Annotated in this window: 17 protein-coding genes and 3 rRNA genes; all 20 read right to left on the bottom strand. The window is 69.7% G+C overall.

Going from position 1 to position 22,619, the window contains the following annotated elements; genetic code table 11:
* Positions 1 to 3: 3 nt before the first annotated feature.
* Positions 4 to 1,707 (bottom strand): DNA repair protein RecN, encoded by a 1,704-nt coding sequence (recN, locus tag Q6348_RS09780; protein ID WP_304601103.1) that lies wholly within the window; start codon positions 1,705 to 1,707, stop codon positions 4 to 6.
* Entirely contained in the window at positions 1,704 to 2,564 is an 861-nt protein-coding gene (locus Q6348_RS09775; protein ID WP_304601102.1) for an NAD kinase, read from the bottom strand. Before Q6348_RS09775 ends, recN begins: the two co-directional genes overlap by 4 nt.
* Positions 2,561 to 3,406, bottom strand: coding sequence for a TlyA family RNA methyltransferase (locus tag Q6348_RS09770; protein ID WP_304601101.1), 846 nt, complete (start codon positions 3,404 to 3,406; stop codon positions 2,561 to 2,563). Before Q6348_RS09770 ends, Q6348_RS09775 begins: the two co-directional genes overlap by 4 nt.
* Entirely contained in the window at positions 3,403 to 3,585 is a 183-nt protein-coding gene (locus Q6348_RS09765; protein WP_304601100.1) for a hypothetical protein, read from the bottom strand. Before Q6348_RS09765 ends, Q6348_RS09770 begins: the two co-directional genes overlap by 4 nt.
* A gap of 50 nt (positions 3,586 to 3,635) precedes the next feature.
* The gene (locus Q6348_RS09760) at positions 3,636 to 4,682 is read right to left on the bottom strand and encodes an HAD-IIA family hydrolase (protein ID WP_434062051.1); all 1,047 of its coding nucleotides are present in this window, start codon (positions 4,680 to 4,682) and stop codon (positions 3,636 to 3,638) included.
* Complete coding sequence (locus Q6348_RS09755; protein ID WP_304601098.1) at positions 4,651 to 5,274, bottom strand: tetratricopeptide repeat protein; 624 nt, start codon at positions 5,272 to 5,274, stop codon at positions 4,651 to 4,653. Before Q6348_RS09755 ends, Q6348_RS09760 begins: the two co-directional genes overlap by 32 nt.
* A 399-nt stretch (positions 5,275 to 5,673) precedes the next feature.
* A 5S ribosomal RNA gene (gene rrf / locus Q6348_RS09750) occupies positions 5,674 to 5,790 on the bottom strand.
* A gap of 73 nt (positions 5,791 to 5,863) precedes the next feature.
* Positions 5,864 to 8,971 (bottom strand): 23S ribosomal RNA (locus Q6348_RS09745).
* Between the two features lie 342 nt (positions 8,972 to 9,313).
* Positions 9,314 to 10,834, bottom strand: a 16S ribosomal RNA gene (locus Q6348_RS09740).
* The 16S, 23S and 5S rRNA genes sit together here, the layout of an rRNA operon.
* Positions 10,835 to 11,430: 596 nt before the next feature.
* Positions 11,431 to 12,699 carry a tyrosine--tRNA ligase gene (gene tyrS, locus Q6348_RS09735; protein ID WP_304601097.1) on the bottom strand — a complete coding sequence of 423 codons (1,269 nt, stop codon included), beginning with the start codon at positions 12,697 to 12,699 and terminating at the stop codon, positions 11,431 to 11,433.
* Positions 12,700 to 12,784: 85 nt separating this feature from the next.
* The gene (locus tag Q6348_RS09730) at positions 12,785 to 13,414 is read right to left on the bottom strand and encodes a DNA-3-methyladenine glycosylase (RefSeq protein ID WP_304601096.1); all 630 of its coding nucleotides are present in this window, start codon (positions 13,412 to 13,414) and stop codon (positions 12,785 to 12,787) included.
* Positions 13,411 to 13,980 (bottom strand): uridine kinase family protein, encoded by a 570-nt coding sequence (locus Q6348_RS09725; protein ID WP_304601095.1) that lies wholly within the window; start codon positions 13,978 to 13,980, stop codon positions 13,411 to 13,413. The genes Q6348_RS09730 and Q6348_RS09725 overlap by 4 nt, the downstream gene beginning before the upstream one ends.
* Positions 13,981 to 14,009: 29 nt before the next feature.
* Complete coding sequence (argH, locus tag Q6348_RS09720) at positions 14,010 to 15,425, bottom strand: argininosuccinate lyase (protein WP_304601094.1); 1,416 nt, start codon at positions 15,423 to 15,425, stop codon at positions 14,010 to 14,012.
* A gap of 1 nt (position 15,426) precedes the next feature.
* Complete coding sequence (gene argG, locus Q6348_RS09715; RefSeq protein ID WP_304601093.1) at positions 15,427 to 16,857, bottom strand: argininosuccinate synthase; 1,431 nt, start codon at positions 16,855 to 16,857, stop codon at positions 15,427 to 15,429.
* Positions 16,854 to 17,393 carry an arginine repressor gene (locus tag Q6348_RS09710; protein WP_304601092.1) on the bottom strand — a complete coding sequence of 180 codons (540 nt, stop codon included), beginning with the start codon at positions 17,391 to 17,393 and terminating at the stop codon, positions 16,854 to 16,856. Before Q6348_RS09710 ends, argG begins: the two co-directional genes overlap by 4 nt.
* Entirely contained in the window at positions 17,390 to 18,334 is a 945-nt protein-coding gene (gene argF, locus Q6348_RS09705) for an ornithine carbamoyltransferase (protein WP_304601954.1), read from the bottom strand. Before argF ends, Q6348_RS09710 begins: the two co-directional genes overlap by 4 nt.
* Complete coding sequence (locus Q6348_RS09700) at positions 18,331 to 19,569, bottom strand: acetylornithine transaminase (RefSeq protein ID WP_304601091.1); 1,239 nt, start codon at positions 19,567 to 19,569, stop codon at positions 18,331 to 18,333. The genes argF and Q6348_RS09700 overlap by 4 nt, the downstream gene beginning before the upstream one ends.
* On the bottom strand, positions 19,566 to 20,543 hold the full coding sequence (gene argB / locus Q6348_RS09695) for an acetylglutamate kinase (RefSeq protein ID WP_304601090.1): 978 nt from the start codon (positions 20,541 to 20,543) through the stop codon (positions 19,566 to 19,568). Before argB ends, Q6348_RS09700 begins: the two co-directional genes overlap by 4 nt.
* A gap of 11 nt (positions 20,544 to 20,554) precedes the next feature.
* On the bottom strand, positions 20,555 to 21,718 hold the full coding sequence (gene argJ, locus Q6348_RS09690; protein ID WP_304601089.1) for a bifunctional glutamate N-acetyltransferase/amino-acid acetyltransferase ArgJ: 1,164 nt from the start codon (positions 21,716 to 21,718) through the stop codon (positions 20,555 to 20,557).
* On the bottom strand, positions 21,715 to 22,619 hold a 905-nt coding region (gene argC / locus Q6348_RS09685; protein WP_304601088.1), incomplete at its 5' end, for an N-acetyl-gamma-glutamyl-phosphate reductase. The genes argC and argJ, both read right to left, overlap by 4 nt.

Below are 22,619 nucleotides of genomic sequence, written 5' to 3'. Positions count from 1 at the left end.
CCGTCATCGTCCCACGACAGAGCGCTGAAGGAGCTCAGCGGCGTGCTCGAGAGCCGTGGAGGAGGCCGTCCCGGACAGCATCCGCGCCAGCTCGGCCACCCTGTCCTGGCCCGTCACGGCGTGCACGTCCGAGGCGGTGACGACCTCCCCGGTCGGCTTGGTCACCACGACGTGGTGGTCCGCGTACGCCGCGACCTGGGCGAGGTGGGTGACCACCACGACCTGGGCGTGCTGCGCCAGCTCGGCGAGCCGACGGCCGACCTCCACGGCCGCCCGTCCACCCACTCCCGCGTCGACCTCGTCGAACACGAAGGTGGCCGGTCGGTCGAGATCCTCCGCCGTCGCCAGGGCGACCTCGATGGCCAGCATGACTCGGGAGAGCTCGCCGCCCGACGCGCCCTGCCCCAGGGGGCGGGCTGGCGCGCCCGGGTGGCCGGCGAGCAGCATCTCGACGTCCTCGCCCCCCCATGGCCCGAGCTCGTCGAGCGGGTGCAGGAGCACCGTGAAGGACGCGTCGGCCATCGCGAGCCCGGCGAGCTCAGCCGTGACGGCCGCGGAGAGCTGCTCCGCGGCGGCGGTCCTGTCCTCGGTCAGCCGTCGCGCCGCCTCGCTCAGCGCGGCGTCGAGACGCGACAGCGCGGCCAGGAGCTCGGCACGCCTGTCGTCCCCGCCGTCCAGCTCGACCAGCCGTGGGCCGGCGTCGCTCGCCCAGGCCAGCACGTCGGCGACCGTGCCGCCGTGCGCCCTGGCGAGCGCGGACAGCTCCGCGCGGCGCGACTGGACCAGGTCCAGCCGTCCGGGGTCCGCCTCCAGGCTGTCGGCGTACCCGGCGATGTCCGCCGCGACGTCCGCGGCGAGGTAGCCCACCTCGGCCACGCGCTCGGCGAGTCGGCGCAGCTGCTCGTCGTGCACAGCGACCTGGTCCAGGGCGCGCCGCGCCGACTCGACGAGCGCGATCGCCGACGCACCGCCGGGTTCGTCGCCGACCTCGTCCAGGGCGCCGTGGGCCAGCGCCGCGGCAGCCCGAAGGTCCTCCAGGTGCCCGAGCCGTTCGGCCTCGGCCGCCAGCTCGAGGTCCTCGTCCGGCTGCGGATCGACCCGCTCCACCTCGGCCAGTCCCAGTCGGAGCAGCTCGGCCTCCCTGGCGCGCTCCACCGCGGTGGCCTCGAGCGCGGCGAGCTCGGCGCCCGTCGCCTGACGCTGGGCCCACAGCTCGCGGTACCGGGCCACGGCACCGGCGTGGTCCGCCCCGGCGAACGCGTCGAGCGCACCGCGCTGGTGCCGTGGTGAGCGAAGCCTGGCCTGGTCGGCCTGGCCGTGCACGGTGACCAACGCGTCGGCGAGCTCGGTGAGCACCGTCACGGGAACACCGCGCCCGCCCAGGTAGGCGCGGGAGCGGCCGGCAGCGGCGACAGTGCGTGCGGCCACCAGACCGCCGTCCTCGTCGAGCTCGGCGCCCGCGTCGCGCGCTCGATCGGCCACGGACGAGTGCGGATCCACCAGGAACCGCCCCTCGGCCTGGGCGCGTTCGGCGCCCACGCGCACGGCGCCGCTGTCCGCGCGTCCGCCCAGGATGAGGGACAGGCCGGTGAGGACCATCGTCTTGCCGGCACCGGTCTCGCCCGTGATCGCCGTCAGCCCTGGGGCCAGCGACACCTCGGCCTGCTCGATGACGCCGAGATCGGCGATCCGGAGCTCCTCGATCACGTCACGGACCCCGGCTCGTCCGACCAGCCCTTCCAGCCGGCCACGGGCAGGGAGAACCGGGAGACCAACCGGTCGGTGAAGGGTGCGGGGCTGAGCCGGGCCAGAAGCACGGGCTCCGGACCGCGCCGCACCTCGACCCTGCTGCCGACGGGCAGGTCCGTCCGGCGCTGACCGTCGCAGCACATCAAGCCCGAGCTGGTGGACCGCCGCACGATCTCCACGGCGAGCACCGAGCGCGGGCCCACCACGAGCGGCCGCGCGAACAGTGCGTGCGCGGAGATCGGCACCAGGACCATCGCGTCGAGGTCCGGCCACACCACCGGACCGCCGGCGGAGAACGCGTGTGCGGTGGAGCCGGTGGAGGTGGACATCACGATCCCGTCGCACCCGAAGGACGACAACGGCCGGCCGTCTACCTCCACGACGACGGCGACCATCCGTGTCCGGTCGGACTTCTCGACGGCGACCTCGTTGAGCGCCCAGTCCGTCACGGGCGGCGCCCCCGGGCGGTGCACGGTGATCTCGATCGTGCCGCGCTCCTCGACGGTGTAGTCGCGCTCTGCGATTCGCCGCACGACCTCGTCGACCTGCTCGCGCCCCGTCTCGGCGAGGAAGCCGACATGCCCGAAGTTCACGCCCAGCAACGGCGCGCCGGTGCCACGGGCGAGCTCAGCGGCCCGCAGGATCGTCCCGTCGCCGCCCAGCACCAGGACCGCCTCGAGCTCGGTGCCGTACTCGAAGTCGTCCTCCATCACGGCCCGCATCCCGACCTCGGACAGGGTCCGTGCCGCGATCTCGGTCGCGGCCGCCGCGTCCGGGTGGCGCAGGTGCGCCACGACGAGAACCGTCCTGGTCATGCGAGCCTCCTCGGAGTGCTGCGTCGGTCGCGTCCCACGAGAGCCGGGCGCCCCGCCACAGCCTCGGCCACGGCGTGGTCGAGTGCGGCCTCTGACGCCCCGGCAGCCCGGTCGGTCAGGCGGCAGAACACCTCGCGGTTCCCGGAGGGTCCCGCCAACCGGGACGGTACGAGGGCTGTCACCTCGAAGGGCTCCGGCACGGCCCGGGCCACGCCGAGCACCGCCTCGGCGCGGAGGGCGTCGTCGCTCACCACACCATCCGCCCCGAGTCGCTCCCTACCGACCTCGAACTGCGGCTTGACCAGCACGAGCATCTCCCCGCCCCGCGCCGTGACCGCGGCGAGCGCCGGCAGGACGAGGCGCAGCGAGATGAACGAGAGGTCGGCCACCACCAGCGCGGGGGTCGCGTCGAGGTCCTCGGCGCGCAGATCGCGCACGTTCACTCCCTCGCGCACGGTGACCCGGGGGTCGTCCGCGACGTCCGGGGACAGCTGCCCGTGGCCGACGTCCACCGCGGCGACGTGCGCCGCCCCCTCGGCCAGCAGGACCTGGGTGAAACCCCCGGTCGACGCTCCCGCGTCCAGGCACCACGCCCCTGCCACCGGCAGCGGCTCTCCGAGCGCGGTGAGGTCGGCCAGCGCGCCGGCGAGCTTCTCGCCGCCGCGCGACACCCACGACCGGTCCTGGTCGACGCTCAGCGGCTCATGGGCACCTACGGGGTGTGCGGGTTTGCGCACCGGCCGTCCGGCCACCCGCACGTGGCCACCCGCGACGAGCTCCGCTGCCCGGCGCCGCGAGCGAGCCAGGCCCCGCCGGACCAGCTCGGTGTCGAGGCGCGTCACGCGTCCTTCTCGCTCAACCGTCGGGTCAGCACTTCGTGCACCGCCTCGAAGACGTCGACCCGCTCAGGGAGCGGGGCACGGTCAGCCTCTGCGACGAGGTCCGCGACCTCCGGCAGCAGCCCGTGCCCGGGCGCCACGTCTGCGTCCGCCGTCCGCTCGGCGAGCCCCTCGTCCTCCACGCGCCCCTCCCAGGTCGTGCCGGTCCCACGCTACCCGTCGAGCCCCACGTTCAACCCGCCCGAGGGCCCAGGGCGCCCACGCTGTCCGGATCGAGCGTCTCACCATGATCGCTGGCATCCCAGGCGGCCGCGCACGCTGCCCGAACCCGGTCCACCTCGTCCCGCCGCTCGCCCGGCGACGACCCCGATCGTTCGTCGAGCTCGAGCCGCGCGCCGACCACCCGGGCCGCGGCACCCCCGCACACCCACCAGCCTGCGTCCTCGTGTGGCGCGACGTGAGGGACGAGCAGGCTCCGCAGGTCGGCCCCGAGGTAGGACGGGCGCTCCGCCGGCCGAGCCAGGACCGCATCACGGGCAGTGCTCACCCCGGTGAGCACGTGCAGGCCCGCCCAGCCGGCCGCTCGAGCTCCCGCGAGGTCGGTGTCCAGGCGGTCGCCGACGACCAAGGGGTTGCTGGCTCCTCGACGCCTGGCCGCCAGCTGGTACAGGGTCGGTTCGGGCTTTCCCGCGCTGACCGGCTCCACACCTGTGGCGGTCTGCACGGCACTGACGAGAGCGCCGTTCCCGGGCGCGAACCCGCGCTCCGTGGGAAGCGTGCGATCGAGGTTGCTCGCCACGAACCACGCCCCCGCCTCGACGGCGTAGGCCGCCTCCGCCAGCTGACGCCAACCCACGTCGGCGGAGTAGCCCTGCACGACAGCGGCCGGCAACTCCTCGGCGGAGTCGACCACCACGAGGCCCACCGCGCCCACCGCGGTACGCAGACCGGGCCCTCCGACGACCAGGACCCGCGAACCCGGGTCGAGCCGCTCAGCCAGCAGTGTGGCGGCTGCCTGCGCCGCCGTCATGACGTCCCGTGGGCTGCAGGGGATCTCCAGCTCCGTCAGCTGGTGCGCCACCGATTCGGGCTCGCGCGACGCGTTGTTCGTGACGAACACCACGTCCATGCCGGCCAGACGTGCATCGCTCAGCCCCTCGGCCGCGTGCGGGATGGGCTTCCTGCCCCGGTACGCCACGCCGTCGAGGTCCACCAGAGCGAGGTCGTAGCGCTCCGCGAGCGGGACCTCACAGCTCAGAAGTCCGGGCCCCACCGGCATCACCGCCCTCCGACCCGTCCCGACGCGCCCGTGTCACGTCAGCCCCATCGGAGTCGTCCTCGACGTCGAAGACCACGAGCTCCTCCTCGGCCGCGGGAAGGGAAGCTCGCAGGACCTGCGCCTCCGCGCCGCGTCCCGCCGCCTCCAAGGCATCCGCGCGCACGCCGAGGAGTCGCTCGCGCGCCTCGGGCGTCGTCGGCGTCACCGAGTCGAGCGCTACGAGCGCGCCTTCCGGTTCCCCGAGGTCGAGCCGCGCGCCGGCGACGACCAAGGCCAGCTCCAGGACCGCCTCCGGCTCGAGCGAGGCGACCTCGGGGTCGCGTCCGAGGGCGATCGCGCGATCCGGACGCCCGAGTCCTCGCTCACAGTCCGCCATCACCGGCAGGTGCTCGCTCGACCCGTTCAGCCGCCGCACCGTCCGCAGTTCTCGTAACGCCTCTGCATACCGGCCCGTGTGGTAGGCCGCCAAGCCGGCCGCTTCACGAACCACGTCCACCCGACCGGCGCGCCGGACCGCCGCCTGCGCGTGCTGATAGGCGAGCTCCGGATCGCTGTCCAGCAGCCTCCCCGCCATCACCAGATGCCGTGCCACGCCGTCCGCGTTCTCCCGCGACAACGTTCGCAGCCGACTCCGGGCAGCACGATCCAAGTCCTGGGGCACGACGTCGTCCGGGATCATCGGGGCGCGCGGACTGTCCCGACGCGGACCCGGGTCGCGGGATCCACCCGCATCCTGCCCCCGAGGCGCGCCGTGGCCACTACCGCCCGCGCGCGCGGCAGATCCGCGCGCCGTCCGACCACCTCGGCGCTCTTGCCCTCCGCCGTCGCTCGACCGATGCTCGTGCGCAGCCACGTCCACTCACCTCTCCGTCGGCGGGTCATCGTCTCATGCTCGGCAGTGACGCCGCGCCCCGACATGGCTCGGTCCTCCATGCCCGGTTGCGACAACAGAAAGGGCCACCCGCGCACGGGTGGCCCTTTCTGAAAAAATGTTCGGCGGCGACCTACTCTCCCACACCGTCCCCAGTGCAGTACCATCGGCGCAGAAGGGCTTAGCTTCCGGGTTCGGAATGGAGCCGGGCGTTTCCCCTTCGCTATGACCGCCGAAACTCTATGGAGATGTCAATCGGTATCCGACCGTATCTCGGGAACCGCACAGTGGACGCGTAGCACAGTAAGTATGTGTCAAGTCATCGGCTTATTAGTACCGGTCAGCTTCATGTGTCTTTGGTCCACACTTCCACATCCGGCCTATCAACCCAGTGTTCTAGCTGGGAGCCTCTCGGGGTCAAGCCCCATGGAGACCTCATCTTGAAGCAGGCTTCCCGCTTAGATGCTTTCAGCGGTTATCCTTCCCGAACGTAGCCAACCAGCCGTGCTCCTGGCGGAACAACTGGCACACCAGAGGTTCGTCCGTCCCGGTCCTCTCGTACTAGGGACAGCCCTTCTCAAGTCTCCTGCGCGCGCAGCGGATAGGGACCGAACTGTCTCACGACGTTCTAAACCCAGCTCGCGTACCGCTTTAATGGGCGAACAGCCCAACCCTTGGGACCTACTCCAGCCCCAGGATGCGACGAGCCGACATCGAGGTGCCAAACCATGCCGTCGATATGGACTCTTGGGCAAGATCAGCCTGTTATCCCCGGGGTACCTTTTATCCGTTGAGCGACGGCGCTTCCACAAGCCACCGCCGGATCACTAGTTCCGACTTTCGTCCCTGCTCGACCTGTCAGTCTCACAGTCAAGCTCCCTTGTACACTTGCACTCGCCACCTGATTGCCAACCAGGCTGAGGGAACCTTTGAGCGCCTCCGTTACATTTTGGGAGGCAACCGCCCCAGTTAAACTACCCACCAGGCACTGTCCCTGATCCGGATCACGGACCGAGGTTAGATATCCAGAACGACCAGAGTGGTATTTCAACGTTGACTCCACCGACACTGGCGTGCCGGCTTCACAGTCTCCCACCTATCCTACACAAACCGTACCGAACACCAATACCAAGCTATAGTAAAGGTCCCGGGGTCTTTCCGTCCTGCTGCGCGTAACGAGCATCTTTACTCGTAATGCAATTTCGCCGAGTTCGCGGTTGAGACAGCGGAGAAGTCGTTACGCCATTCGTGCAGGTCGGAACTTACCCGACAAGGAATTTCGCTACCTTAGGATGGTTATAGTTACCACCGCCGTTTACTGGGGCTTAAATTCTGAGCTTCGCCCGTAAGGGCTAACCCGTCCTCTTAACCTTCCAGCACCGGGCAGGCGTCAGTCCGTATACATCGTCTTGCAACTTCGCACGGACCTGTGTTTTTAGTAAACAGTCGCTTCTCCCTGGTCTCTGCGGCCCTCAAACGCTCGGGCAGCAAGTGCCTTCACGCCTCAGGCCCCCCTTCTCCCGAAGTTACGGGGGCATTTTGCCGAGTTCCTTAACCACGATTCTCTCGATCGCCTTGGTATTCTCTACCTGACCACCTGAGTCGGTTTAGGGTACGGGCGGCTTGAACCTCGCGTCGAGGCTTTTCTAGGCAGCTTAGGATCATCCACTATCCGCATACGCGGTCCGCGTCAGCTCTCAGGCTCTATGAGGTGCGGATTTACCTACACCTCGCCCTACAGCCTTGCCCGTCGTCAACCATCGCGACGGTTGGACTACCTTCCTGCGTCACCCCTGTTAATACGCTTACCTACTACCGGTTCGGGTCGCGCGCTCCACTGCGACGTCCCCGAAGGGATCTACGCAGCTTTGGGCGCTTAGCATCACCGGATTCGGTATGGGCGGTTCTTCGCCGGTACGGGAATATCAACCCGTTGTCCATCGACTACGCCTGTCGGCCTCGCCTTAGGTCCCGACTTACCCAGGGCGGATTAGCCTGGCCCTGGAACCCTTGGTCATTCGGCGGACGGGTTTCTCACCCGTCTTTCGCTACTCATGCCTGCATTCTCACTCGTGTGGCGTCCACCGCTGGGTTACCCCGCGACTTCACTCGCCACACGACGCTCCCCTACCCATCCACACGCCTGGATCACGAAGACCTGGCTGATGTGTGAATGCCACAGCTTCGGCGGTGTGCTTGAGCCCCGCTACATTGTCGGCGCGGAATCACTTGACCAGTGAGCTATTACGCACTCTTTCAAGGGTGGCTGCTTCTAAGCCAACCTCCTGGTTGTCTGTGCAACTCCACATCCTTTTCCACTTAGCACACGCTTAGGGGCCTTAGCTGGTGGTCTGGGCTGTTTCCCTCTCGACTACGGAGCTTATCCCCCGCAGTCTCACTGCCACGTTCTCACTTGCCGGCATTCGGAGTTTGGCTGACGTCAGTAACCTTGTGGGGCCCATTGGCCATCCAGTAGCTCTACCTCCGGCAAGAAACACGTGACGCTGCACCTAAATGCATTTCGGGGAGAACCAGCTATCACGAAGTTTGATTGGCCTTTCACCCCTAACCACAGGTCATCCCCCCGGTTTTCAACCCAGGTGGGTGCGGTCCTCCACGCGGTCTTACCCGCGCTTCAACCTGCCCATGGCTAGATCACTTCGCTTCGGGTCTAGAGCACGCGACTGTATCGCCCTATTCGGACTCGCTTTCGCTACGGCTGCCCCTCACGGGTTAACCTCGCCACGTACCACTAACTCGCAGGCTCATTCTTCAAAAGGCACGCCGTCACCCCTGCTAAGGAGGCTCCGACGGGTTGTAGGCAAACGGTTTCAGGTACTATTTCACTCCCCTCCCGGGGTACTTTTCACCTTTCCCTCACGGTACTTGTCCGCTATCGGTCACTAGGGAGTATTTAGGCTTACAGAGTGGTCTCTGCAGATTCACACGGGATTTCTCGGGCCCCGTGCTACTTGGGATGACTCTCGGGAGGTCGTGTCATTTCGCCTACGGGGGTGGCACCCTCTGTGCCGGACCTTTCAATGTCCTTCGGCTATGACGCGACTTTCTGACTCCCTGGAAGTTCGGCAGAACTCCCCAAGAGGTCCCTCAACCCCGTCGATGCAACGCCTGCCGGCTATCACACATCAACGGTTTGGCCTCTTCCGCTTTCGCTCGCCACTACTCGCGGAATATCTCTTCCTGTGGGTACTGAGATGTTTCACTTCCCCACGTTCCCTCCACACGCCCTATATATTCAGGCGCGGGTAACTGGACATGACTCCAGCTGGGTTTCCCCATTCGGACATCCTCGGATCACGGTTCGCTTGCCAACTCCCCGAGGCTTATCGCAGGCTGCTACGTCCTTCTTCGGCTCCTAGTGCCAAGGCATCCACCGATTGCCCTTCAAAACTTGCCACAAAGACTTACTAAAAGATGCTCGCGTCCACTGTGCAGTTCTCAAGCTACGGGCGGTCCCGCCGACTCCCGGCGCCTACCTCGAAGACGAGGCGGTTCATCCGTTCGTGGCGGTCCGACGTGCCAGCCTCTGGCCGGCCTGAGGTGAGCTAGCGCCCGTTCCCTCAGGACCCAACAGCGTGCCGGCACCACGGGCATCGTCCAGGTTCCGCTCCCGAAGGAGGTACTGGGGACGCTGTCCCGTGATGCCACTGGTCGATGTTCCACCCATGAGCTACCCACCTCGAGACGATCGCTCGAGTAGTAGGCCCTGGACGCCCGAGGGCGCCAGAATGCTCCTTAGAAAGGAGGTGATCCAGCCGCACCTTCCGGTACGGCTACCTTGTTACGACTTAGTCCCAATCGCTGGTCCCACCTTCGACGGCTCCCTCCCAAGGGTTGGGCCACCGGCTTCGGGTGTTACCGACTTTCGTGACTTGACGGGCGGTGTGTACAAGGCCCGGGAACGTATTCACCGCAGCGTTGCTGATCTGCGATTACTAGCGACTCCGACTTCATGGGGTCGAGTTGCAGACCCCAATCCGAACTGAGACCGGCTTTTTGGGATTCGCTCCACCTTGCGGTATCGCAGCCCTTTGTACCGGCCATTGTAGCATGCGTGAAGCCCAAGACATAAGGGGCATGATGATTTGACGTCATCCCCACCTTCCTCCGAGTTGACCCCGGCAGTCTCCTATGAGTCCCCACCATGATGTGCTGGCAACATAGGACGAGGGTTGCGCTCGTTGCGGGACTTAACCCAACATCTCACGACACGAGCTGACGACAACCATGCACCACCTGTATACCGCCCGTAAGGACCCCATGTCTCCATGAGTTTTCGGTATATGTCAAGCCTTGGTAAGGTTCTTCGCGTTGCATCGAATTAATCCGCATGCTCCGCCGCTTGTGCGGGCCCCCGTCAATTCCTTTGAGTTTTAGCCTTGCGGCCGTACTCCCCAGGCGGGGCACTTAATGCGTTTGCTGCGGCACGGAACTCGTGGAATGAGCCCCACACCTAGTGCCCAACGTTTACGGCGTGGACTACCAGGGTATCTAATCCTGTTCGCTCCCCACGCTTTCGCTCCTCAGCGTCAGTTGCGGCCCAGAGACCTGCCTTCGCCATCGGTGTTCCTCCTGATATCTGCGCATTCCACCGCTACACCAGGAATTCCAGTCTCCCCTACCGCACTCTAGTCTGCCCGTACCCACTGCAGGCCCGAGGTTGAGCCTCGGGTTTTCACAGCAGACGCGACAGACCGCCTACGAGCTCTTTACGCCCAATAATTCCGGACAACGCTTGCGCCCTACGTATTACCGCGGCTGCTGGCACGTAGTTAGCCGGCGCTTCTTCTGCAGGTACCGTCACTTTCGCTTCTTCCCTGCTGAAAGAGGTTTACAACCCGAAGGCCGTCATCCCTCACGCGGCGTCGCTGCATCAGGCTTGCGCCCATTGTGCAATATTCCCCACTGCTGCCTCCCGTAGGAGTCTGGGCCGTGTCTCAGTCCCAGTGTGGCCGGTCGCCCTCTCAGGCCGGCTACCCGTCGTCGCCTTGGTGGGCCGTTACCCCACCAACTAGCTGATAGGCCGCGAGCCCATCCCCAACCGAAATTCTTTCCAGACGCAACAGATGCCTGTACGTCTCATATCCGGTATTAGCTCCGATTTCTCGGGGTTATCCCAGAGTCGGGGGCAGGTTGCTCACGTGTTACTCACCCGTTCGCCACTGATCACCCGGAGCAAGCTCCGAGGTCACCGTTCGACTTGCATGTGTTAAGCACGCCGCCAGCGTTCGTCCTGAGCCAGGATCAAACTCTCCGTGAATGTCTGTTGGTCCCCCTCGCCGAAGCGCGGGGATAACCGACTGGAGAATGGCCCCTGAGGGCCGTTGATCTGGCGTTGATCAAAATGATTTGAACTGACGTTCGTCATTTCGTCTCCACCAAGTCGACGCTCCGGTCTGTCACGGGTCAATGACCCGCCACTCGCCTTTGCGTCGACGATTGGCATCGACTTTGGCACGCTGTTGAGTTCTCAAGGAGCGGACGCGCATCGATCCGGGCCGCTAGGCCCTTCCCGAGGCAACCTCTCTAACTTATCTGTCCGGTCCTGCCCTGTCAAATCGCTTTCGCGATCCTCCAGCGCCCTTCCGGGCTCCGGCGCGACCTAGGCGGCGCCTCAGCGCCGTCCTAGATACTACCGGGGTTTTCGCCTTCCGGGACCGGCCGGCGAGCGGTGCTCCGCTCTGCTGTCCGTTCCTCCCGTCCGGGCGACGAGGAGATACATTACGCAGGCCCTCGGGGGCCGTCAAATCGCCTGACGCCCGGGCGTGTCGCACCAGCAGATCTGGGCCATGACCTGCGCAGACGTCCGCAGCGCCAGGCTCCAGGAGCCGGACGCCGGCCAGCAGGCCCGGGCCATCAGCCGTTAGGGCGCTCGGCCACCGCGAGGGTCCGTTTGCCGCGCCGAAGCACCGCCCACCTGCCGTGCAGGAGCTGGTCCACCGAGAGCACGGCGTCGGGGTCCGTGACCCGCACGTTGTTGATCGACACACCGCCCTCCGAGATCGCTCGCCGACCCGCACCCCGACCCGCGACCAGACCCGCTTCCGCGAGCAGGTCCACCACGGCTGGTGCGTCGGTTCCGACGACCGCCTTGGGCAGCTCGTCGACCGCCGCCTCGAGCGTGCCGGCGTCGAGCTCGGCCAGCTCTCCCCTGCCGAACAGTGCCTGGCTTGCCGCGACGACGGCGTCCGTCGCAGCCTGCCCGTGCACGAGCGTCGTGACATCGTGCGCCAGCGCGCGTTGCGCCTCGCGCGTGAAGGGCCGGTCGGCGACCGCCTCCTCGAGCTCCGCGATCTGCTCCCGGGAGCGGAAGGTGAAGGTCCGCAGGTACCCGATCACGTCCGCGTCGTCGGTGTTGATCCAGAACTGGTAGAAGGCGTATGGCGTCATCATGTCCGGCGCAAGCCAGACCGCCCCACCCTCCGTCTTGCCGAACTTGGTGCCGTCAGCCTTGGTGATCAGGGGCGTGGTCAGCGCGTGAGCGGTCCTCCCCTCGGCCTTGCGGATCAGCTCGACCCCGGACAGCAGGTTGCCCCACTGGTCGTTCCCGCCGGTCTGGAGCGTGCAGCCGTAGCGCCGGTTGAGCTCCAGGAAGTCCAGGCCCTGCAGGATCTGGTAGCTGAACTCCGTGAAGCTGATGCCCTCCTCGCTGGCCAGCCGCCGGGCAACGGTGTCCTTGGCGAGCATCGTGCCGAGCCGGTAGTGCTTGCCGATGTCGCGCAGGAAGTCGATCGCCGACAGCTGCGCGGTCCAGTCGAGGTTGTTGACGAGGCGCGCCGGGTTTTCGCCCTCGAAGTCCAGGAAGCGGGAGATCTGGGCGCGCAGGCGCTCGACCCACTCCCCGACGGTCTCCTTCGTGTTGAGCACACGTTCACCCGACATCCGCGGGTCGCCGATCATCCCGGTCGCACCACCCACCAGCCCGAGGACGCGGTGGCCGGCGAGCTGGAGGTGCCGCAGGAGCACCAGCTGCACGAGGTGACCGTGGTGAAGGCTCGGAGCGGTCGGGTCGAACCCGCAGTAGACGGTCACCGGACCAGCGGACAGCGCGTCGCGCAGGGCCTCCTCGTCGGTGGACTGCGCCAGCAGGCCTCGCCAGCGCAGCTCGTCCAGGATGTGCACCACATGCTCCCTCGTCGTCGGTAGCCCTAGTGTGCCGTGCGGGCCCGGAGCGCCGCTGCACCGTCCGTGGCGCGAGCTCCGCGTCCCGTCAGCCGCGGCGGTAGGCGGACACCGCGGGGTCTCCGGCGAGCCAGAGCCGCCACGGGAATCGGGCCGGGTCGCCTCCGGGCCCGGAGACGCCGACCCGTCCACCCACCGCGACATCGGCCGGCGGGTCCGCGGCCGGCGCGATGCCGACGTCGGCGCCCAGCAGGTCGAGCCCGTCGTCGGCGCCAGTGAGGCCGAGCGCGACGACGAGGCGAGCGGGCCCCCGGGCCAGGTCCACGTCGCGTCGTACGACCCCGGACGACACCCGACGGGCGCGCGCCGCCGCATCGCCGTCGACCACCTCTCCGGCCCGGAGCAGCACGGCTGACGGTCGACCCACCGGACCGGTGACGACGTTGGCGCAGTGGTGCAGTCCGAGATGGCGGTAGACGTACAGGTGGCCGGGTGGCCCGAACATCACGGCGTTGCGGGCCGTCCGGCCGCGGTAGGCGTGCGACCCGGGGTCGTCGGCACCGCCATAGGCCTCGACCTCGGTCAGCCGTACGGTGACCGTGCCGTCGGCCCGGCGGACCGTCAGCCGGGCGTCGAGCAGGTCGCGCGCGACGTCGAGCGCCGGACGGGCGAACCAGGCGCGCGGTGGTGTGGACCCGGCAGGCCCCGTGCCGCTCACGGCAGCAGCGGCGCCGTGCCGTCCACGACGACATCGGCGCGCTCGCGCGTACGTTCGGTGGCGAACTGGGCGGCCTCGAGCACCTGCCAGTGCACCCACTCGGACCGCATGGCCTCGCCGTCCCGCTCGAGACCGCGGCGGAGCCGGAGCCGCGGTGGGGCCTCGACGTACAGCCGCAGCACCGCACGCCCGTCGACTGCCTGCGGCGCGGCACCGCAGCCCTCAAGCACCAGGACGTCCGGTACGGGCAGGTCGTGCCAGTCGGCGAACCTGCCCTCGATCCAGTCGTAGCGCTGCCACCGCGCCGGCTCGCCGCGGCCGAGCGGCTCGAGGAGCTGGTTCTCGACCCGGCCCCAGACCCCGATCAGCCCGGACCAGCCTTCGTACAGGTCGTCCAGGTGCACGACGGCCACCTGCAGCGAGCCGGGGGCGCTCAGGGCGTCCGCGAGCCGTGCGGCCAGGGTGGTCTTGCCGGAGCCCGCAGGGCCGTCGACGCACACCAGGCGCACCGGGCCGAGCATCGGTGCCGCGGACGACACCCGGGCCACGAGGGCCGCCACACTCACGGACGTGGACCCGCGGCTCCCGTTGCAGGTCACCTCCCGGCCCATGCACGAAGCCGGTCGACCTCCGTGCGCGCCGCGCGCAGCTGCTCGGCGACCCTGTCCGGCGCGGTCCCCCCCACCGCCGATCGCGAGGCCAGCGATCCACCGACGCTCAGCACCTCGCGCACCTGCGGCGTGAGCGCCGGCGAGATCGCGGCGAGATCCGCGTCAGACAGGTCCCACAGCTCGATGCCGCGCTGCTCGCACACCGTGACGCAGGCCCCGGCGACCTCGTGGGCCACCCGGAACGGCACCCCCTGGCGCACCAGCCACTCGGCCACGTCCGTGGCCAGGGCGAAGCCCTGGGGGGCCAGGTCAGCCATCCGTTCCGTGTCGAACCTCAGCGTGGCGACCATCCCGGCCACCGCGGGCAGGAGCACGTCGAGGGTGTCGACCTGGTCGAACACCGGCTCCTTGTCCTCCTGGAGGTCACGGTTGTAGGCCAGCGGCAACCCCTTGAGCGTGGCGAGGAGCCCGGTCAGGTCCCCGATCATCCGGCCCGCCTTGCCACGCGCGAGCTCCGCGACGTCCGGGTTCTTCTTCTGCGGCATGATGCTCGAGCCGGTCGAGTACGCGTCGTCGAGACGGACGAAGCCGAGCTCCTTGGTGGCCCACAGGATCACCTCCTCGGCGAGCCGAGACAGGTCCACGCCGACCATCGCCGCGACGAACGCGAACTCCGCGACCACGTCGCGTGCGGCGGTGCCGTCGATCGAGTTCTCGACGGGCGCGTCGAAGCCGAGCTCGGCGGCCACGGCGGCCGGGTCCAGCCCGAGCGAGGACCCGGCGAGGGCGCCCGAGCCGTACGGCGAGACCGCGGCCCGACGATCCCAGTCCCGCCAGCGCCGGACGTCGCGGAGCAACGGCCACACGTGCGCGAGCAGGTGGTGCGCGAGCAGGACGGGCTGGGCGTGCTGCAGGTGCGTGCGCCCGGGCATCGCCGCCGTCCCCGCGGCGTCCGCCTGGGCGACCAGCGCGTCGGCGACGTCCAGCACCCGTCCCGCCAGGTGCCGGGCCTGGTCGCGCAGGTACATCCGGATCAACGTCGCGATCTGGTCGTTGCGCGACCGCCCGGCCCGCAGCCGTCCCCCGAGGTCGGCCCCGGCACGCTCGATCAGGCCACGTTCGAGCGCGGAGTGCACGTCCTCGTCCGCGGGCCCGGGCACGAAGGCACCCGAGGCGACGTCCGCATCCAGCGCGTCGAGCGCCGCGAGCATGCCGGCGAGCTGGTCGTCGTCGAGCAGCCCCGCGGAGTGCAGCACCCGGGCGTGCGCCCGTGACCCCGCCAGGTCGTGGCGGGCCAGACGCCAGTCGAAGTGCGTCGATCGGGACAGCTCGGCCAGCGCGTCGGCGGGGCCACCGGCGAACCGGCCGCCCCACAGCGCTCCCGACGGTGTTCCGGCCACGTCAGTCCGTCCCACCTTCCATCGCGGCGTTCTCCAACGCGCTCTCCTCGTCGCCGATGACCGACGGGTTGTCCGTGATGACGTTCGCGCCCCCTGCGGGCAACGCACCGAAGAGGGTGCCGTGCTCGACGAGCACCTGACCCTGGTCCACCGGCTGCTTCGCGTACATCTCGAGCTTGTCGCGCGAGTCCGCGATGTCGAGGTTGCGCATCGTGAGCTGGCCGATGCGGTCGGTCGGACCGAAGGCCGCCCCCTCCGTGCGCTCCATGGACAGCTTCTCCGGGTGGTAGGAGAACGCCGGTCCGGCTGTGCGCAGGATCGTGTAGTCCTCGCCGCGACGCAGGCGCAGCGTCACCTCCCCGGTGACGACCGAGGCGATCCACCGCTGGATCGACTCACGCATCATGAGCGCCTGCGGGTCGAGCCACCGACCCTCGTAGAGCAGGCGGCCGAGCCGGCGCCCCTCGGCGTGGTAGTTGGCGATCGTGTCCTCGTTGTGGATCGCGTTGACCAGCCGCTCGTAGGCGACGAACAGCAGCGCCATGCCGGGCGCCTCGTAGATGCCGCGCGACTTGGCCTCGATGATCCGGTTCTCGATCTGGTCCGACATGCCCAGGCCGTGCCGGCCCCCGATCGCGTTCGCCTCGTGCACGAGCGCCACCGGGTCGCCGTACCGCACCCCGTTGATCGCCACGGGCCGGCCGGCTTCGAAGGCGATCGTCACGTCCTCGGTCTCGATGGCGACCGCCGGGTCCCAGAACCGCACACCCATGATCGGCTCGACCGTCTCGAGCGACACGTCGAGGTGCTCGAGCGTCTTCGCCTCGTGGGTCGCGCCCCAGATGTTCGCGTCGGTCGAGTACGCCTTCTCGGCGGAGTCCCGGTACGGCAGCCCGTGGTCGGCCAGGAACTGGCTCATCTCCGCCCGGCCGCCCAGCTCGGCGACGAACTCCCGGTCCAGCCACGGCTTGTAGATCCGCAACGAGGGGTTGGCGAGCAGTCCGTAGCGGTAGAACCGTTCGATGTCGTTGCCCTTGAACGTCGAGCCGTCACCCCAGATGTCGACGCCGTCGGCCTGCATCGCACGGACCAGGAGGGTCCCGGTGACGGCGCGACCGAGCGGCGTGGTGTTGAAGTACGAGCGCCCACCGCTGCGGATGTGGAACGCCCCGCACACGAGCGCCGCGAGCCCCTCCTCGACGAGCGCGGCCTTGCAGTCGACGGCTCGCGACAGCTCCGCGCCGTACTCCATCGCACGGCCCGGCACCTCGTCGATCTCGGGCTCGTCGTACTGGCCGATGTCGGCGGTGTAGGTGCACGGGATGGCGCCCTTGGCCCGCATCCAGGCCACAGCGACCGAGGTGTCCAGCCCGCCCGAGAACGCGATACCCACCCGCTCGCCGACCGGAAGCTCCGTCAGAACCTTGCTCACGTCTCGTCCTTCGTGTCGCGTCCGTACTCGCGGCCTCCCGCGAGATCGAGAAATCGTTGGGCCACCGCCGAGCCGCCGTCCGGGTCGGCGCTGATCACGAGCACGGTGTCGTCGCCCGCGATCGTGCCCATCACGCCGGGGAGCACCGAGTGGTCGATCGCCGAGGCGAGGAACTGCGCCGCCCCCGGCGGGGTGCGCAGCACGACCAGGTTGGCAGAGGCCTCCGCCGTCACGAGGAGCTCCGCGCACAGGCGCGCCAACCGTGCCACCAGCTGTTCCTGCGCGGCGGCCGCCTGCGGCGTGGTGTCCCCTCCCTCGCCCGGGACCGCGTACGTGAGGCTGCCATCCGAGGCACGGATTCGTACCGCCCTCAGCTCCACGAGGTCCCGCGAGAGGGTCGCCTGTGTGACGCTGAGCCCTTCTCCGGCCAGCGCGGCGGCGAGCTCACCCTGGGAGCGGATCGCCGAGCGGCTGAGCAGCCGGGCGATCGCGGCGTGCCGCGCCGCCTTGGTGGCGGGGACACCGACCGTGCTCATACCGGCTCCCCCGCGCGCTCCAGCAACCAGGTCAGGACCGCCTTCTGGGCGTGCAGCCTGTTCTCCGCCTCGGCGAAGACGACGGAGCGCGGACCTTCGATGACCTCGTCGGTGATCTCCTTGCCGCGGTACGCCGGCAGGCAGTGCAGCACGACCGCGTGCTCCGCAGCCCCGGCCAGCCGCGCGGCGTCCAGCCGGAAGCGACCGAAGAGCGCCTCGGCCTCCTCGGCGGCCCGGCTGTCCCCCATCGAGACCCAGGTGTCGGTCGCGACGACGTCCGCGCCGGCCACAGCTGCCGCGGGGTCATCGGTCACGAGCACCGAGCCGCCGGTGGCCGCGGCGATCCGGCGCGCGTCCGCCAGGATCCCCGGATCGGGCTGGCGGTCCGCGGGCGTGCCGATGCGCACGTGCATGCCGGCGGTCGCGGCCCCGAGCAGGTAGGAGTGCGCCATGTTGTTGGCGCCGTCCCCCAGGTACCCGAGGGTGAGGCCCGGCAACGCGTCGACACCGTCGTGCTGCTCGGCCACGGTGAGCAGGTCCGCCAGTACCTGGCAGGGGTGGAACTGATCGGTCAGGGCGTTGACCACCGGCACACCCGCGCGGTCGGCCATCTCCTGGATGCGCGACTGGTCGTACGTGCGCCACACGATCGCCGCCACCTGGCGGCCGAGCACGCGCGCCGTGTCGGCGATCGACTCACGCACCCCGATCTGCGCCAGGTTGCCGTCGACGACCATCGGGTAGCCGCCGAGCTCCACGACGCCGAGGGTGAAGGAGAGCTGCGTCCGCAGGGTCGGCTTGTCGAAGATCACCGCGACCGAGCGGGGCCCGGCCAGCGGGTGCCGCCCGAACCGGTCCTCCTTCATCCGCCAGGCGAGCTCGAGCACCTGGCGCTGCTCGTCGGGGTTCAGGTCGTCGTCGCGCAGCAGGTGGCGCATCAGCGTGCCTCCTCGAGGTCGGCGGGGGTCAGGCCCGCGAGCAGGTCGACGAACCCGGCCACCTGGTCCCACGTGAGGATCAGCGGCGGGGCCAGTCGCAGGGTGTCCGCAGTCACGGGGTTGACGATGTAGCCGGCCTCCATCGCGAGGTCGGCGACCCGCGCGGCGGCCGGTGCACGGAGCTGCGCGCCGAGCAGCAGGCCGCGGCCACGGACGTCGGAGACCACCGGGAGCTGCGCGAGCGCCCGGGTGAGCCGGGTGCCCAGATCGCGCGCCTGTGCCAGAAGACCGTCGCGCTCGATCACGCCCAGCGTGGCCAGACCGGCGGCCGCCGCGACCGGGTTGCCGCCGAAGGTGGTGCCGTGCTGGCCCGGTCCGAGCAAGGAGCCGGCAGCGCCGAAGCCGATCACGGCACCGATCGGGAAACCCGCCCCGAGTCCCTTGGCCAGGGTCATGACGTCCGGCTGCACACCGGCGCCCAGGTCGGGGTGCTGGAACGCGAACCACTCCCCGGTCCGCCCGATCCCGGTCTGCACCTCGTCGAGCGCGAGCAGCGCACCGTGCCGGTCCGCCAGCCGACGAGCCAGGGCCCAGAACCCCGGGGGCAGCGGACGGACGCCTGCCTCGCCCTGCACGAGCTCGAGCACGATCGCCGCCACGTCGTCGTCCATCGCGGCCTCGAGGGCGGCGGCGTCGCCGAACGGGAGGAACTCCACCCCCGGCGGCAGCGGCTCGAACGGCTCCCGGTACGCCCGTTTGTGAGTGAGCGCAAGAGCGCCCATCGTCCGGCCGTGGAACGCGCCCTCCTGGGCCAGGATCCGGGTCCGGCCGGTCATCCGGGTCATCTTCACCAGACCCTCGACCGCCTCGGTGCCGGAGTTGGTGAAGAACACCCGTGAGCCCTGCGGCGCGCGGGCGAGCGCGAGCAGGCGCTCCGCCAGAGCGACCTGGTTCGGGGTGGCGAAGAAGTTCGACACGTGCCCGAGGGTCCCGAGCTGGGCCGAGACCGCCGCCGTCAGGGTCGGGTGGGCGTGCCCGAGGACCGTCACCGCGATCCCGCCCAGCAGGTCGAGATAGCGCCGGCCGTCGGCGTCCCAGACGTAGGGCCCTTCGCCTCGCACCAGGACCCCGCGCGGCGTGCCGAAGGTGTTCATCAGGGCGTCGCCGTAGCGCCGCGTCCACTGCTCCGACGTCGCGGGCGGTCCCGCGGTGACCGCCCCAAGCTCCCCTGCGCTCACGCCGACGCCCCCGCCACCCGTCGCACCACGGGCATCGAGCCGGTGAGGTCGTCGGGCAGCACCATCGTGCCCACCCCCTCGGTGGTGAAGACCTCGACCAGGACCGAGTGCGCCTGGCGCCCGTCCACGATGTGCGCGGCCGGCACGCCTCCGCGCACCGCGCGCAGGCACGCCTCCATCTTGGGCACCATCCCGGACTCCAGCGTGGGCAGCATGCGCTCCAGCGCCGTGGTGTGGATCCGCTGCAGCAGCGAGCCACGGTCCGGCCAGCTGCCGTACAGGCCCTCGACGTCGGTGAGCATGATGAGCTTGCGGGCCCGCAGGGCGACGGCGAGCGCCGCGGCCGCGGTGTCCGCGTTGACGTTGAGCACCTGCGTGGGGTCCTCGACGTCCGGCGCGACGGTGGAGACCACCGGGATGCGTCCGGCGTCCAGCAGGTCCTTCACGGCGCGGGGGTCGACGTCCACCACGTCCCCCACGTGGCCCACGTCGACCGGGCGCCCGTCCACGACCGCGGTCCGCCGCTCGGCCTTGAGCAGGCCACCGTCCTCGCCGGACAACCCGACGGCGTAGGGGCCGTGGGCGTTGAGCAGGCCGACCAGCTCCCGGGAGACCTGCCCCGTCAGCACCATCCGGACCACGTCCATCGACTCCGCGGTAGTGACACGAAGGCCGCCGCGGAACTCCGACTCGATGCCCAGGCGACCGAGCATCGCCGAGATCTGCGGGCCGCCGCCGTGCACCACCACAGGCCGCAGGCCGACCTGTCGCAGGAAGACCATGTCCTCGGCGAAGGCCCGCTTGAGCGCGTCGTCGACCATCGCGTTGCCGCCGTACTTGACGACGAGCAGCGCACCGGCGAACTCCTGGAGCCAGGGCAGAGCCTCGATGAGTACTTCGGCCTTCTGCTCCGGGCGCAGGTCGGTGCGGGTGTTGAACAGCGCGTCGTCGGGCGTCGGCGTGGGAGCTGTCATGGGTCCGTCCGTCATGTCGAGTACGCGCTGTTCTCGTGCACATACGCGTGCGTGAGGTCGTTGGTCCACACCGTGGCCTCGGCGGGCCCCGCGTGCAGGTCGACGTCGATGTGGACCTCGCGATCCGAGGCGAGGTCCACGAGCTCGCGCGGCTCACCCACGCCACCCGCCCGACACACCATCACGCCGTTGATCGTGACGTCCACCGCGTCGGCGTCGAACGCCGCCACCTCCACGGGGACCGTACCCACCTGGGCCAGCACCCGACCCCAGTTCGGGTCGTTGCCGAAGATCGCCGCCTTGAGCAGGTTCGAGCGCGTCACCGCGCGCGCCACCGCGACCGCGGCGCCCTCGGACTGCGCACCGCGCACCCGCACGGCGATGTCGTGGCTGGCCCCCTCGGCGTCCGCGACGAGCTGGCGCGCCAGCGACGCGCACGTCTGCGTCAGCGCGTCGGCCAGCGCGGCCCGCGGGGCGGCGATCCCCGAGGCGCCGGACGCGAGCAGGACAACCGTGTCGGAGGTGGACATGCACCCGTCGGAGTCGATCCGGTCGAACGTCGCCCGAGTCGCGACCCGCAGTGCGGCATCGGCGTCGACGGGGTCGACGACCGCGTCGGTGGTGAGGACGACGAGCATGGTCGCCAGCGCGGGCGCGAGCATGCCGGCGCCCTTGGCCATGCCACCGACGCTCCAGCCCTCCCGGGTCGCGGCCGCCTGTTTCGCCACGGTGTCGGTGGTCATGATCGCCGTCGCTGCGTCGGGGCCGCCGTCGGGGCGCAGCGCACGCGCCGCGACATCCACGCCGGCGAGCAGCCTGTCGATGGGCAGCCGTTCGCCGATCAGCCCGGTCGAGCAGACGACCACGTCCCCGGCCGAGACGTCCAGGGCCGCTGCGACCCGCTCGGCCGTGCGGTGCGTGTCCAGGAAGCCCTCGGGACCCGTGCAGACGTTCGCGCCACCGGAGTTGAGCACGACCGCGTGGACGACGTGGTCGGTCACCACCTGCCGCGACCAGGTGACCGGATGGCCGACGACCCGGTTGCTGGTGAACACGGCCGCGCCGACGTGGTCCGGCCCGTCGTTGACGACCAGCGCAAGGTCGGGCCGGCCGGACGCCTTCAGGCCGGCCGTCACGCCAGCGGCGCGGAAGCCGCGCGGTGCCGTCACGCTCATGGAGCGACCCCCTCGGTCACGAGCCCGGTGGCCTCTGGCAGGCCCAGGGCGAGGTTCATCGACTGCACGGCCGCGCCCGCCGTGCCCTTGACCAGGTTGTCCAGGGCCGCGATCGCGACCACTGTTCCGGCCCGGTCGTCGACGGCCACCTGGACCAGGGCCGTGTTCGCGCCCGCGGTGGCCGCGGTGGTGGGCCACTGCCCCGTCGGCAGCACCTCGACGAACGTCTCGTCGGCGTAGGCGTCCCGCCAGGCGGCGCGCACCGCGTCGGCGTCGACCCCCGGGCGCAGCGGCGCGGTGACCGTCGCGAGGATGCCACGTGACATCGGGACGAGGACCGGGGTGAAAGTCACCCGGACCTGGTCCGCGCCGGTCGCGCGCAGGTTCTGCTCGATCTCCGGGATGTGCCGGTGGCTACCGCCCACCGCGTACGGAGCCGCGCTCCCGAACGCCTCGGAGGCCAGGAGGTGGGGCTTGAGCGACTTGCCCGCCCCGGAGTACCCGACGGCGAGCGTCGCGGTCAGCGCGGTCGGGTCGACGAGCCCGGCGGCCACGCCGGGCTGGGCCGCCAGCGTCACCGCGGTGACGTTGCAGCCGGGCACCGCGACGCGTGTGGCTCGGGCGAGGTGATCACGCTGCCGGCCGCCGGACGCGAGCAGGAGCTCCGGCAGGCCGTAGGGCCAGGTCCCCGCATGGTCCGAGCCGTAGTACGCGCGCCACGCGTCGGCGTCGGCCAGCCGGTGGTCGGCACCGCAGTCCAGCACCAGGACGTCGGGACCCAACGCCGCCGCCACCCCGCCCGAGGCGCCGTGCGGAAGCGCGAGGACCACGACGTCGTGGCCTGCGAGGACTGCTGCGTCGGTCGGCTCCAGCACGCGGTCGGCGAGGCTGCGAAGGTGCG

This window comes from Actinotalea lenta, from assembly GCF_030586465.1.
GTDB lineage: Bacteria > Actinomycetota > Actinomycetes > Actinomycetales > Cellulomonadaceae > Actinotalea > Actinotalea lenta.
Note: the sequence above shows the minus strand (reverse complement) of the source record. Positions and strands in the feature narration are given on the sequence as shown.